The 14,313-nt window shown below is 45.1% G+C and carries 12 protein-coding genes and 1 riboswitch; of the genes, 1 reads left to right on the forward strand and 11 read right to left on the reverse strand.

Annotated features, from left to right (window positions below; translation table 11 throughout):
- Nucleotides 1-37: 37 nt before the first annotated feature.
- On the forward strand, nt 38-484 hold the full coding sequence (locus NYE53_RS14105; protein ID WP_003222508.1) for a YslB family protein: 447 nt from the start codon (nt 38-40) through the stop codon (nt 482-484).
- A 43-nt stretch (nt 485-527) separates the two neighbouring features.
- On the opposite strand, the gene NYE53_RS14110 is transcribed toward NYE53_RS14105, so the two are convergent.
- From NYE53_RS14110 to NYE53_RS14160, 11 genes are all read right to left on the reverse strand, one after another.
- Nucleotides 528-1,754 (reverse strand): aspartate kinase, encoded by a 1,227-nt coding sequence (locus NYE53_RS14110; protein ID WP_268552908.1) that lies wholly within the window; start codon nt 1,752-1,754, stop codon nt 528-530.
- Between the two features lie 125 nt (nt 1,755-1,879).
- Nucleotides 1,880-2,059, reverse strand: a riboswitch (Lysine riboswitch).
- A 64-nt stretch (nt 2,060-2,123) separates the two neighbouring features.
- On the reverse strand, nt 2,124-3,896 hold the full coding sequence (uvrC, locus tag NYE53_RS14115; protein ID WP_038828019.1) for an excinuclease ABC subunit UvrC: 1,773 nt from the start codon (nt 3,894-3,896) through the stop codon (nt 2,124-2,126).
- Between the two features lie 135 nt (nt 3,897-4,031).
- Nucleotides 4,032-4,346 carry a thioredoxin gene (gene trxA / locus NYE53_RS14120; protein ID WP_003222500.1) on the reverse strand — a complete coding sequence of 105 codons (315 nt, stop codon included), beginning with the start codon at nt 4,344-4,346 and terminating at the stop codon, nt 4,032-4,034.
- Nucleotides 4,347-4,668: 322 nt separating this feature from the next.
- Nucleotides 4,669-6,156: an alpha-L-arabinofuranosidase AbfB gene (gene abfB, locus NYE53_RS14125; protein ID WP_339245243.1), complete on the reverse strand. Its 1,488-nt coding sequence runs from the start codon at nt 6,154-6,156 to the stop codon at nt 4,669-4,671.
- A gap of 216 nt (nt 6,157-6,372) precedes the next feature.
- A complete protein-coding gene (etfA, locus tag NYE53_RS14130) occupies nt 6,373-7,350 on the reverse strand; it encodes an electron transfer flavoprotein subunit alpha (RefSeq protein ID WP_339245245.1) in 978 nt (325 codons plus the stop codon).
- Nucleotides 7,351-7,385: 35 nt separating this feature from the next.
- Nucleotides 7,386-8,159: an electron transfer flavoprotein subunit beta gene (gene etfB / locus NYE53_RS14135; protein ID WP_339245248.1), complete on the reverse strand. Its 774-nt coding sequence runs from the start codon at nt 8,157-8,159 to the stop codon at nt 7,386-7,388.
- Nucleotides 8,160-8,173: 14 nt separating this feature from the next.
- The gene (locus tag NYE53_RS14140; protein WP_339245251.1) at nt 8,174-8,950 is read right to left on the reverse strand and encodes an enoyl-CoA hydratase; all 777 of its coding nucleotides are present in this window, start codon (nt 8,948-8,950) and stop codon (nt 8,174-8,176) included.
- Between the two features lie 14 nt (nt 8,951-8,964).
- A complete protein-coding gene (gene fadR, locus NYE53_RS14145; RefSeq protein WP_014477593.1) occupies nt 8,965-9,549 on the reverse strand; it encodes a fatty acid metabolism transcriptional regulator FadR in 585 nt (194 codons plus the stop codon).
- Nucleotides 9,550-9,653: 104 nt separating this feature from the next.
- Nucleotides 9,654-11,336, reverse strand: a complete 1,683-nt coding sequence (gene lcfA / locus NYE53_RS14150; protein ID WP_339245255.1) for a long-chain-fatty-acid--CoA ligase LcfA — start codon at nt 11,334-11,336, stop codon at nt 9,654-9,656.
- Nucleotides 11,337-11,524: 188 nt separating this feature from the next.
- Nucleotides 11,525-11,929, reverse strand: coding sequence for a DUF350 domain-containing protein (locus NYE53_RS14155; protein WP_003237674.1), 405 nt, complete (start codon nt 11,927-11,929; stop codon nt 11,525-11,527).
- Nucleotides 11,930-11,943: 14 nt separating this feature from the next.
- On the reverse strand, nt 11,944-14,301 hold the full coding sequence (locus tag NYE53_RS14160) for an endonuclease MutS2 (protein ID WP_339245258.1): 2,358 nt from the start codon (nt 14,299-14,301) through the stop codon (nt 11,944-11,946).
- Nucleotides 14,302-14,313: the final 12 nt, after the last annotated feature.

Below are 14,313 nucleotides of genomic sequence, written 5' to 3' on the forward strand. Positions count from 1 at the left end.
TGAGCTATAATATACGCAGGAGAGAGGGGAGACAGATATGAAGTCTAAATTTGAAGCATCTATTGACAACCTAAAAGAAATTGAAATGAACGCCTATGCCTACGAACTAATACGAGAGATCGTTCTCCCAGATATGCTTGGCCAAGATTACTCTTCCATGATGTATTGGGCAGGAAAACATCTCGCCCGTAAGTTTCCTCTTGAATCATGGGAGGAATTTCCGGCCTTCTTTGAAGAAGCGGGCTGGGGAACCCTCACCAACGTAAGCGCTAAAAAACAGGAGCTTGAATTTGAACTTGAAGGGCCGATCATTTCCAACCGGCTTAAACATCAGAAAGAACCATGCTTTCAGCTGGAGGCTGGTTTTATCGCTGAACAAATTCAATTGATGAATGATCAGATTGCCGAATCATATGAACAAGTGAAAAAGAGAGCCGATAAAGTGGTTCTGACTGTGAAATGGGATATGAAAGACCCAGTGTAATCAAAAAGGCGGTGACTGCATAGTCCCGCCTTTTTGATTGTCATTACACAGCTGAAGGATGTTTTGAAAGCTCAAATGCATCGTGAAGCGACTCGACTGCTTTCACCATGTCATTTTCGCTTACGACTGTTGACACTTTGATTTCAGATGTGCTGACCATTTTGATTAAAATGTTTTTTTGCGCCAGTACAGCAAACATTTCAGCCGCTACACCGGGATTTGAGACCATGCCGGATCCAACAATAGATACTTTAGCCAATTTGCTTTCTGTCTCGATTTTCTCAAATTCCAGCGCGTCTTTATACTCTTCAAGCACCGCAACGGTTTGGTCTGCATCTTCTGTTTTGACAGAGAAGGAAATTCCAGTCTTGTCCTCGGCCTGCGTTTGGATAATGATATCCACGTTTATGTTTCTTTTGGCAAGTGTCGTAAAAATAGTAGACAAAGTTGTCAGGCCGCTAGTCAGCCCGTAAATGGTTACTCTTGTGATTTGATCTTCAAATGCAATGCCTCTGACAATTAAATTCTGTTCCATGGATGATTCCTCCTCAATTAATGTTCCCGCTTCGGTTTCTGTACTTGAACGCACTTCTAACGGCACTTGGTAATTTTTCGCGAACTCAACTGCTCTTGGATGAAGAACGCCGGCGCCTAAATTGGCAAGCTCAAGCATTTCATCGTATGAGATGCCCGCAAGTTTTCTCGCTGATTTCACATAGCGCGGATCGGTTGTAAACACGCCTGGCACGTCTGTGTATATGTCACATTTATCAGCTTTTAAAGCGGCAGCCAAAGCAACTGCTGTTGTATCTGAACCGCCCCGGCCCAATGTCGTAATTTCACAATCCTCTGTCATGCCTTGGAATCCTGCAACAATGACAATTTTCCCCATTTCAAGCTGGTCTGCTAAAACCGAAGTGTCGATATCTGTAATTCTGGCGTTTCCGTGAATGGCCTCCGTACGGATTCCCGCCTGCCAGCCAGTATAAGAAACAGCGTCATAGCCTTTTTCCTGCAATGCCATTGAAAGGAGTGAAATCGTGACCTGCTCGCCTGTCGCCAGCAGCATATCCATTTCGCGTTTGCTCGGCTGGTCAGAAATAGCTTTTGCAAGGCTGACCAATTCGTCAGTGGATTTTCCCATTGCTGAAACGACGACAACGACTTGATGGCCTTTCTGTTTTTCTAAAATTGCGCGGTTTGCCGCATTTTGAATTTTTTCGACTGAGCCGACGGAAGTGCCTCCGAATTTTTGTACAATAAGACCCATGTATTACCACCCTTTACATTTTGGTTCGTGCGGGTGAGGAGAAAGAGCGCTTTGTCCACAATAAAAAAAGCAATGAGAGGAATACTCTCATTGCTTATCAATTAATCATCATAAATGATTATGAACAACGAGATAGCCCTCCAAGAAAATGATTTCTTGACAGCCTTACATTTATTCAATGCACGGCCAGCAAATAATACCGATGGGGTTTTATTTGCTTCGGCGACGCTCCCCTTTCAGCCTTTTTCACAGAATCCATCTTTCTCCAAAGGCATACTCTTGAAGTTCGCACCTCTATCTTCACCATATAACACGATCTAACTATGAAATTAGTTCACATTTTATCAGATCTTATTTAAAAGGACAACATTATTTTTGCAATTTGTCGTAAAGGAGCTGAGCCGCCGCTGCGGGAACACCGGCTTTTTTGATGTCCTCAAGGCTTGCTTCCTTCATTTTTTTAACGGAACCGAAATGCTTTAACAGCATTTTCTTTCTTTTCTCTCCGATACCCGGGATGTCGTCCAAAACGGATTGAAACGCGCTTTTTCCCCGGATTTGCCTGTGAAAACTGATTGCAAAACGGTGCACCTCGTCCTGAATGCGCTGCAGGAGGTAAAATTCCTGGCTGTTTCGTTCCAGATACACCACCTCCAGCGGCTCACCGATCAGTAAATTTGAGGTTCTGTGTTTTTCATCTTTCGCTAAACCGGCGATCGGGATATCCAAGCCGAGTTCATTTTCAATGACATCCCTTGCTGCGTTGATCTGCCCTTTTCCTCCGTCAATTATAATCAGATCAGGCAGCGGCAGATTCTCACGAAGCACTCTCGTATAGCGTCTTCTGACAACCTCTCTCATAGAACCGTAATCATCCGGCCCTGTAACGGTTTTGATTTTATATTTGCGGTATTCCTTTTTGTATGGTTTGCCGTCGATAAACACAATCATCGCGGAAACCGGGTTTGTCCCCTGTATGTTTGAGTTATCAAACGCTTCAATTCTGTGCGGCGTATAAATATTTAATGCCTCACCTAGTTTCTGCACAGCCCCGATTGAACGCTCCTCGTCGCGTTCGATTAAAGAGAATTTTTCTTTCAATGCGATTTTCGCATTTTTATGGGCAAGCATGAGCAGTTCTTTTTTCGGGCCTTTCTTCGGCTGGTGAACGTTTGTTTCCAGCAGCTGCTCGATCATGGATTGATCTACGCTGTCCGGAACTAAAATCTCCTTCGGAAGGAAGTGGTTGTTTTTTGAATAGAACTGCCCGATGAACGTGAGGAACTCTTCATCTGCTTCCTGATAAAGCGGGAACATGCTGACATCGCGTTCAATGAGCTTTCCTTGGCGGATGAAAAAGACCTGCACGCACATCCAGCCCTTATCGTACGCGTACGCGAATACATCACGGTCGACTAGATCGTTCATCGTCATTTTTTGTTTTTCCATCGTTGATTCAATATGGGCAATTTGGTCACGAAGCTCTTTTGCTCGTTCAAACTCAAGATTCTCAGCAGCTTCATGCATTTTCTCTTCAAGCTCTTTTTTGACCTCATTATAGCCGCCCCTTAAGAAACGTGTAATGCTTTCAACCAGCTCTCTGTTCGTCTCTTCGGAAATATCCTTTACGCACGGAGCGAGGCATTGGCCCAGATGATAGTAAAGGCACACTCTGTCCGGGAGCTTGGAGCATTTTCTGAGAGGATACAGACGGTCGAGCAGTTTTTTTGTTTCCCTTGCTGCCTGTACATTCGGATACGGCCCGAAATAACGCCCTTTGTCTTTTTTGACATTGCGGGTGACAATCAGCCTTGGGTGGCGTTCATGGGTGAGTTTTATGAAAGGATAGGTTTTGTCGTCTTTGAGCATGACATTGTATTTCGGATCATGCTTTTTGATCAGATTCATTTCTAAAATAAGCGCTTCAAGATTGGAGGACGTCACGATATATTCAAAATCCTCGATTTCCGTCACAAGCCTTTGGGTTTTCGCGTCGTGAGAACCGGTGAAGTAGGAGCGCACTCTGTTTTTCAGCACTTTTGCTTTCCCTACGTAGATCACAGTCTGCTGCCGGTCCTTCATGAGATAACAACCCGGTTGATCGGGAAGGAGGGCGAGTTTTTCTTTCAGTTGTTTGTTCATATGGTACCCTTCCTTATATTTAATCCTTTATTTCCAGTTTAACACGAACGTTTGTTTTTCTCTATGGTTCACAATTGGCGAATAAAAAAAGCGATCCCTCAATCGGAATCGCTCTGGCATGTAAGCAGCGGAAAATTAAAGATGTTTGTTTACAAGCTCTTGAAGCGCTTCTTTTGGTTTGAAGCCGACTGAAGTTTCAACTACTTCGCCGTCTTTTAACACAAGAAGAGTCGGGATGCTCATAACGCCGTATTTTCCGGCAGTTTCTTGGTTTTCGTCTACATCGATTTTTACGATTTTCAGTTTGTCTCCCATTTCTTGATCCAATTCTTCAAGAACAGGTGCAATCATTTTACAAGGTCCGCACCAAGGAGCCCAGAAGTCTGCCAGTACGACGCCTTCGCTTGTTTCAGCTGAGAAAGATTGATCAGTTGCTTTTACGATAGCCATTATTGAATTCCTCCAATGTGAAATGATGATTTTTAGTATAGCATCTCCCATTCGTTCACGCTATTTTAATGCTTACAAATTATTTTTTCCTGATCACAGCCGGTTTACTCATTTTTATATGGTTGAATGGGATATGCTCTTTTTTTAAAACACAAATCTGATAATGGCCCCGATCACTACAATTGCCCCAATAATCATTAAAATGGTACGAAGCATAAGATCACATCTCCTCTTCACTGTCATGTACTTTACCATGCCCTGCCGGAGCTGTTTTAAAACCTGAAAAAGAGCGCCGGCATGAAGCTCCGGCGCTTTTGCGCAATTAAGAATCGGCACGCAGCGTAAGTAAGACGACTGACATTGGCGGGAGTTTTACTTTCAGTTTGTTTTTGCTGAGCGTGTATTGTCTGAAGGATTCCGGTTTGACATGATGAGGATCGTCAAACGTGTTATGCGCATTCATTTTTTCTGCCGTGAGAATGACCCCGGAATGGTCCGCTGCCTTGTGTAGGCCCCTCAGCTCGATTTCCGCCTCCGCTTTGTTTTGGTGATCGATGTTGCAAATTGTGATATTGATATCGCCTTCAGCTTGTTTCGACGCTGAAATGCTGATTTGCGGAAGCGTTTTACCGTTCCATTCATAGTCGGCAGACATTGTCTCTGTGGCTAAAAGAGAAGCGTCCTGGTGCACCTTAAACATATTGAATACATGGTACGTCGGTGTCAAAAGCATCCGCTCTCCCTCAGTCAAAATCATCGCTTGTAGAACGTTTACTGTTTGGGCGATGTTGGCCATTTGCACCCGGCGGCAATGCTGATGGAAAATGTGGAAATGAGAAGCCGCCACCAGTGCATCACGAATGGTGTTTTGCTGATATAAGAAACCGGGATTCGTGCCTGGCTCGGGATCAAACCACGTGCCCCATTCATCAATAATCAGCCCGACCCGCTGCTCCGGATCGTACCGGTCCATAATCGTGCCGTGTTTTTGAATCAATTCATCGATGTATTTGGCTTTTTTCATCGTAATAAACCATTCATCTTCCGTGAATTCTGTGGCTGATCCTTTGCCCTTCCAGAAATCCCCCGGAATCGTGTAATAATGAAGACTCAACCCGTCCATCAGGCCAGCGGCTTTTTTCATAAGCACGTCCGTCCAATTAAAATCATCCACATTTGCGCCGCCTGCAATTTTATAAATGTCATTCCCGCTGTAATTGCGGACATAAGTCTGAAAACGCCGGTACAGATCTGCGTAGTATTCGGGATGCATGTTGCCGCCGCAACCCCAGTTTTCATTGCCCACGCCGAAATATTTCAGCTTCCAAGGTTCTTCTCTTCCATTTTGCTTTCTCCAGTCTGACATCGGCGTGCCTTCTTCAAATGTCATATACTCAATCCACTCCGCCATTTCCTGAACGGTTCCGCTTCCGACATTGCCGCAAATATATGGCTCGCATTCAAGCAGCTCGCAAAGCATCATAAATTCATGCGTTCCGAATTCATTTGATTCAATTGTACCGCCCCAGTGAGTGTTCAGCATTGTCTTACGGTCACCGACACCGTTTGCCCAATGGTATTCGTCCGCAAAACACCCGCCCGGCCACCTGAGGACAGGAATGTGCAGCTGTTTGAGCGCCTCCAGCACGTCCTTTCGTATCCCGTTGATATTGGGGATGTCTGAGTCCGTTCCGACCCAGATCCCCTCATAAATCCCTCTTCCTAAATGCTCGGCAAAATGACCGTATATATTTTTGTTAATGGTTCCTTTTACGATATCTGTTTGAATCACTGCTTGATGTTCAGACATGCCTCTGATCATTCCTTTCATACGGATATGAAAAGCACCACAGTCAAATATGTGATCTGTCTTTGCCTGAGGAGTCAGCATGAATGTAAGCGCTTTTAAAGTAACCATATTATATATGTTCGTACATGTCAACGACATTTTCTATTGTTTTTATATTTGTACGTATGTATTTATAAACATGAAAAAATCCCGAACTTTTAAAGTCCGGGATTTCCTTTATGAGTGTATATTCAATTGTTTGAATTCCTCAGTTAATAACGGGACAACTTCAAATAAATCACCGACGATGCCGTAATCCGCTATTTTAAAGATATCGGCTTCGGGGTCTTTATTGATGGCGACGATCACCTTGCTGTTTGACATGCCGGCCAAATGCTGGATGGCGCCGGAAATGCCGCATGCAATGTACAAATCCGGAGTGACGACTTTCCCGGTCTGCCCGATTTGGAGAGCATAATCGCAATAATCAGCGTCACATGCCCCGCGAGAAGCCCCGACTGCGGCCCCTAGCACCTCTGCAAGCTCCTGCAGCGGCTGAAATCCTTCCATGCTTTTGACTCCTCGGCCGCCCGCAACGATAATTTTCGCTTCGGAAAGATCAACACCGTCCGCCGTTTTTTTGACGACCTCTTGAATCACGGTGCGAAGGTCAGTAAGAGAGACATTTATGCTTTCGATGCTTCCCGACCTGCTGGTGTCTTTTTCTGAAGCTTGAATGTTATTGGGGCGAATTGTTGCAAAGATCATCGGATCGGTTGAAATGACGCGTTCAAAAGCTTTCCCCGAGTAAATCGGCCGTGTGAACACAATATTCCCTCCGGTAACGCTTACATCTATAGCATCAGAAATTAAGCCTGTTTGCAGCCGGGCAGCAAGCTTCGGTGAAAGATCCTTGCCCATTGCCGTATGCCCGAAGATGACTGAATCAGGATTTTCTTGCTCGATAACACCTCTCATGACCTGGCTGTACCCGTCTGCCGTGTATGTTTTCAGCTTCGGGTCTTCAGCGGTAAGAACTTTATCTGCTCCGTAATGAATAAGCTCTTGTGCAATGCTTTGTACATTTTCACCGATGAGAACACCGATGACTTCCCCATCTCCTGAAATGGTTCTTCCTGCAGCTATTGCTTCAAAGGTGACATTCCGCAATTCCCCATCGCGTATTTCTCCAAGCACGATCACTTTTTTTCCCATTCTAACATCCCCCTGTTTCTTTGAATGTCCAAGCTTTAAATGACTTTAGCTTCGCTGCGGAGCAATGAAACAAGCTCTTTTGCCTGTTCAGCAGGCTCACCTTGGAGAAGCTTCCCGGATTCTTTTTTCGGCGGCAGAAAACGTTCAATGGTTTTCAGCTTTGGTTCAGCATCCTCTTCGTCCAGGTCAAGATCATCAAGTTCAAGCTCTTCAAGCGGCTTTTTCTTAGCCTTCATAATTCCCGGAAGCGATGGATAGCGCGGCTCGTTTAAGCCCTGCTGAGCTGTGACAAGCAATGGGAGCGTCGTTTTGATTTTTTCAACATCCCCTTCGACGTCCCTTTCTGCTTCTGCATCAGTGCCGTTGATTTCGAGTTTGGTGATCGTAGTGATACATGGAATGTCCAGTAGCTCGGCAAGCCGAGGCGCCACTTGTCCTGATCCTCCGTCAATGGCAACATTTCCGCCGAGAATCAAATCAAACTCCTGATCCTTCATATAGTGGTATAAAACTTGAGAAATGGAATATTGGTCGGGTTCTTCAAGATCATCTTCTATGTTGATTAAAACAGCTTGGTCACAACCCATGGCAAGCGCCGTACGCAATTCTTTCTCCGCTTCTTCACCGCCGACAGTGACAGCGGTGATCGTTCCGCCATGCTTTTCCTTCAGCTGGATGGCTTCTTCTATCGCGTACTCATCATATGGATTAATGATCCATTCCGCTCCGTCATCCTGAATCTTTCCTGTTTCAATGACGATTTTTTCTTCTGTGTCAAACGTCCGTTTCATCAGTACAAATAGATTCATGATCATATCCCCTTTTATTCGCCTTTGAACTGAGGCTTTCTTTTTTCGAGAAATGCCTGGATGCCTTCCTTGGCGTCCTCTGACTCAAATGCTTCCCCAAATCGCTTTGCTTCAAGCTTTAAGCTGCCTTCATAGGAATACACCTTGTTGGAATAGAGAAGTTCAAGCAAAGATGCCAGCGTTTGCGGGCTTTTCTCTGCAAACTTAGCGGCAAGTGCTTTTGCTTTTTCAATCACTTCTGCCTCATCTTTCGCTCCAATTGAGACAAGTCCGAGATCAAGCGCTTCTTTTCCGGATATCGGTTCTCCTGATCCGATGAGCTCTAATGCTTTGGCTGTACCGACATATCTCGGAAGGCGCTGTGTCCCCGCAAAACCCGGAATGATACCGAGATTAAGCTCCGGGAGCCCCAGCTTAGCATCTTCTGTTGCAATTCTGATATGACAGGCCATCGCAAGCTCCAGCCCGCCTCCGAGAGCAGCGCCGTGAATCGCTGCGATAATCGGTTTTGGAAAGCTTTCGATTCTCTCCATTAACTGCTGGCCGCGCTCAGCGAGCAATGAGGAATCCTCATTGCCTTTAAGCGATGTAAATTCTTTAATATCAGCGCCGGCTGAGAAAAATCTTCCCTCGCCGTGAATGATAATGCTTCGTACGCCTGCATCTGTCTCACATTGATCAAGACAGGAAGACAGCTCTTCTAATATCCGGCTGGAAAGCGCATTTGCCGGCGGATTGTGAATCGCCAAAACTGCCACAAATTGATCAACTGTCAGTGATATTGCATTCATAGGACAGAACTCCTTTACTTATTATGAATTCCGGACACCAATAATTCTAAAACGCTGTCTGAAAGCGCAGCGAGATCGTACTTTTGGTCATTCATCACCCAAGTTGTCACGGTTTCGTCAATCGTTCCAAAAATCATCTGCCGGGCGAGGCGGACGTCGAGGCCTTCTTTTAATTCGCCTGATTGTATGCCTTCCGTCAAAATGCCATCCAAAATATTTAAGTAGCCTTTTAATATTTCGTTGATTTTTTGGCGCAGCTCCAAGTTGGATTGGCGGAGCTCAAGCTGCGTGACAATTGCGAGATTATGGTCACCCGCTAAAAGGGAAAAATGCTTTGAAATCACAAGCGCCAATTTCTCTTTCGCTGTTGCTTTTTCTTTAATGTCCTCTTCCATCCGCTCAATAAATTGACCCATTTTTTCTTTGAAAAGAGAAATTAAAATATCTTCTTTGTTTTTAAAATAGAGATAGATGGTGCCGTCCGCTACTCCGGCTTGTTTGGCAATTTTGGATACCTGTGACTGGTGGTAGCCGTTTTCTGCAATGACTTCTACTGCTGCATCAATAATCTGCATATACTTTGGCCGTTTTTGCTTCAATGTTCATCGTTCCTTCCTATAGAAATGAATGACTATTCATTCATAATTTCATGATAAGAAGGATTTTCAAGTTTGTCAAGTTTATTCATAGGCGTTCTCTTTTTTTATTTGATATGATGATTTTCGGTTTCCTCATCAAGTAAACGCCTTCTTAAAATTTTTCCCACCGCCGTTTTCGGCAGCTCTTTTCTGAACTCATAGGCTTTAGGCACCTTATAGGGAGCTAGACGTGATCTCGCAAAATCGTCCAGTTCTTCTGCATCGGCTTTTGCGCCTTTCTTTAATACGACAAATGCTTTTACTGTTTCTCCCCTGTAGGAATCGGGAACGCCTGCGACAACAATTTCCTGGATGGCTTCATGTTCATAAAGCGCTTCTTCTACCTCACGCGGGTAAATATTGTAACCGCCGGCAATGATGATATCCTTCTTCCTGTCAGCAATATAGAAAAAGCCTTCTTCATCCATATAGCCCATGTCCCCGGTGAACAGCCAGCCATCTCTCAGCACTGCGGCGGTTTCCTCTGGTTTATTCCAGTATCCTTTCATGACTTGCGGACCTTTTACAATGATTTCTCCATGCTCATAGGGAGCGGCAAGCTCACCCGTCTCTTCAGAATAGATCGCAGCGTCCGTACTCGGCCAAGGACAGCCGATACTGCCCGGCTTGTTTTTTCCCCAGATAAAGTTGGCGTGCGTCACTGGGGATGCCTCAGACAAACCATAGCCTTCCACAAGCTTTCCGCCAGTCACCTTTTCAAATTTCTGCTTTACCTCCACGGGGAGCGCGGCTGATCCGCTAAGACAGCTTTTAATGGATGACAGATCATAATGCTGCAATTCGGGGTGATGCAAAAGGCCAATGTAAATTGTCGGTGCGCCAGGAAAGAGCGTCGGTTTGTGTTTGTCGATGATTTTAAGTGTTTCGAGCGGATCAAACTTAGGAAGAAGAATCATTTCGAAGCCTAGTTTAATCGAATAGTTCATGACTGCCGTCAGTCCGTAGACATGAAAAAACGGGACGATGCCCAGCACTTTTTCAGCGCCTTCTTTCACGTCATACATCCAAGCGGCGCACATTTCAGTATTTGCCAAAATATTTTGGTGCGTGAGCATGACCCCTTTTGGAGCTCCGGTTGTTCCTCCGGTATACTGGAGGACAGCGATATCATGCTCAGGATCGATCTTCGGGATTGTCAGGAGTTCAGTTTTTTCCTGCTTCATACTGGAAGCGAACGTGTGAATGTTAGCTGTTTTGTCAAAGTCGATATGCACTTTTTGTTTTTGCGTCAGCGGGTAAAGAATATTCTTCGGAAAAGGCAAATAGTCTTTTACGCTGGTTATCAAAATCTGGTCAACTATTGATAACGTTTTCATTTTTATTGCCTTCGGGAAAAGCAAATCTAAGGTGATGATTACACTTACCTGAGCATCTCTAAGCTGGTATTCAAGCTCATGCTCGGTATAAAGCGGATTCGTCTGCACCACGATGCCACCGGCAAACAAGACGCCATAATAAGAAATCACTGTTTGCGGGCAATTGGGCAGCATAACAGCCACTCTGTCTCCTTTTTGCAGGCCATTGACCTGCAAAAAAGCTGCAAGTTTAAGAGCATCCGTCAGAATGTCATGAAAGGTGAGTTTTTTTCCATAAAACGATATTGCGGTTTTATCAGGGAATCGTGCGGCGGAGTCTGTCAGGATGGATTGCAGGGTTTTATTCGGCAACGGAAGCTCATGCGGGATATCGTCGGGATACTCGGCAAGCCACGGCTTTTGAGACTGCATAAAACCTCCCCTTTCGATTTTAGAGATCCACCTTATCATTATAGCAGATGGACGGCAAAAAAAAGAAAAAGAAAGGTAAATCTTTCTTTTTCTCATAATATGAACAGATATATAAGACCAATTAACAAAAAGATTCCCGCCGCGGCGAGCAGTATTTTCGCAAGCTTTTCCATTTATTCTCCGTCCCCTTATATTCCGGCTGCCACCACAAAAGAAAGCCCGACAGAAATGACAAATGAAATAAAGCCGACAGCCCGGTTATCATTCTCGATTTCCTGATCAATTTTAAACCGCGGAGTCAAAAACTCAAAAATAAAGTAGCTGATCAGAAGCATAACAAACCCGTAAACGCCCCAGCCGATCATTTGCAGCAGCGAATTATGCTGGGAGATGGAATGCTGAAATACGTTTGCGATTCCCAAAATTTTTCCGCCGGTCGCCATTGCCACCGCAAGATTTCCTTTTTGAATCTCTTCCCAGTTTTTATAAGCCGTCACCAGCTCAAACACAGTCAAAAAGAGGACGAGGCAGAGAACCGCGACACTGTAATATGCCGCGATTTCCACAAGCTCGTTTTCCCAAAAATCACTCATGGCCATACTCCCTTTTATTTTAGTTCAACAACCGTAACGCCTGATCCTCCCTCACCTGCTTCACCGAAACGGGAACTTTTGACGCTGCGGTGGTTTTTCAGAAGATCCTGTACGCCTTTTCTTAAAGCGCCGGTTCCTTTTCCGTGGATGATTGACACTCTTGGATATCCGGCTAACACCGCATCATCCAAGTATTTTTCAACCCGGCTGAGGGCATTTTCATAGCGTTCGCCGCGGAGATCAAGTTCAAGCGATACGTGATAGTCCTTTCCCTTGACCGCTGTAATGATTTTTTCTTTTTTTGGCTCCGGAGCTGATTTGATAAACTCCAGATCTTTTTCTTTTACTTTCATCTTTAAAATACCGATTTGAACATTCCATTCATTGCCGCCTGTTTTTTCGAGCAATGTTCCTTTTTGCCCGAAAGTGAGGACTTTCACCTCGTCACCAGGCTTAAAGTCGCGTTTTTCCGCTTTAGGCTTTTCCGGTTTCTTGGACTTTTCAAAAGCCGGCATAGCGCCTTCTAACCGTTTCTTCGCGTTGATCAGCTCGTGATCCTTGAAGGATTTGTGTTCTTCTTTTATGGAGCGCAATTCATGAATAATGTCCTCGGCTTCTTTCATTGCCGCTTTTACTTTTTCAGCAGCCTGCTGTTCTGCCTCTTCAAGCATTTTGTCTTTTTTGCTGTTAAGCTCGATGATTTGCTGCTGCAGCTCTTTATGCAGTTTTTCCGCTTCTTTTCTGATTGATTCTGTCTCAGAAAGCTCTTCTTCCGCACGTTTTTTGCTTTGCTCCAGCGACGCAATCATCGTATCGACTTCGTTATGCTCGGCCGTCATTTCTGACTTCGCCTGCCCGATGATATGGTCCGGAAGCCCGAGGCGTTTTGAAATTTCGAAAGCATTGCTTCGACCCGGCACACCAATTAAAAGTTTATAGGTCGGTGACAGCGTTTCGATGTCAAATTCAACGCTGGCATTCATGACGCCTTCTCTGTTATAGCCGTACGCCTTCAATTCCGGATAATGCGTCGTAGCTAACACTCGTGCATTGGTGCGATGCACGTCATCCAAGATGCTCATGGCGAGGGCCGCCCCCTCCTGCGGATCTGTCCCTGCACCAAGTTCATCGAAAAGCACAAGGCTGTTTTCATTGACCTGTTCTAAAATGCCGACAATATTCACCATATGGGATGAGAACGTACTTAAACTTTGCTCAATCGACTGTTCATCACCGATATCAGCGAATACGTGCTCAAATACTGCCGCTTCTGACCCTTCATCTGCCGGGATATGAAGACCTGACTGCGCCATTAAGGTTAGCAGGCCTAACGTTTTAAGGGTGACTGTTTTCCCCCCGGTGTTTGGCCCTGTGATGACAATGGTTGAAAAATCGCGGCCAAGCTCGATGTCATTGGCAACAACCTGATCAGGCGGAAGCAATGGATGGCGGGCTTTTTTCAAACGGATAAAGCCGGTGTCGTTCATAATCGGTTTTGTCGCTTTAACCGCTTTTGCATATCTAGCTTTTGCAAAAATAAAGTCAAGCGTCTGCAGCACTTGCAAATCTAGAAATAGCTCCTCTGTATACTCTGCCGTTTTCTCTGTCAGCACACGCAAAATCCGTTCAATTTCTTGCTTTTCTTTCACTTTCGCCTGCTGAAGGGAATTGTTCATATCTACAATCGCCTGCGGTTCAATGAATAGTGTCGCACCAGAGGATGAGGTGTCATGCACAATTCCTCCATAGCTGGATCTGTACTCCTGTTTGACCGGGATCACAAAGCGGTCATTCCGAATCGTAACAATCGTATCAGACAGCATTTTCGAAGCGGAAGAGGAACGCAGCATCGACTCTAACCGGTCTCTGACTCTTGATTCGAGTGTTCTGAGCTGTGTGCGGATTCCTCTTAATGTTTCCGATGCATGATCAAGCACTTCTCCGTGATCATCAATGCAGGAATTAATGTCTCGCTCTAAATCGGACAGCGTGATAAGCTGTTCAGCATGCTGATGGATCAGCGGAATGTCGACACCGTCTTCAGCCATTTGGGTGATAAAATGTTTCATTTGTTTAACTGCATAAAGCAGGCCTGAGATTTCAGTGAATTCAGAAGGACTGAGAACGCTGCCGATTTCCGCCCGTCTTAACGCTCCTCTGATATCTACAAGGCCGCCAAATGGCGCTTGGCCTCTCAGCCGGATAATGTCAGAAGCTTCGTCTACTTCATCCAGCTGTTTTTTGATTTCGTCTATAGAAGCAGAAGGCTTAAGCTCGAGAAGCATTTCTTTTCCGAGCGATGAAGCGGCATGCCCAATAACCTGTTCTTTCACTTTATGAAATTCAAGAGCTGATAATACTTTTTGCTGCACGATTGTGTGAGC

Origin of the sequence: Bacillus sp. FSL R5-0523, assembly GCF_037975295.1 — a bacterium.
Lineage (GTDB): Bacteria > Bacillota > Bacilli > Bacillales > Bacillaceae > Bacillus > Bacillus subtilis.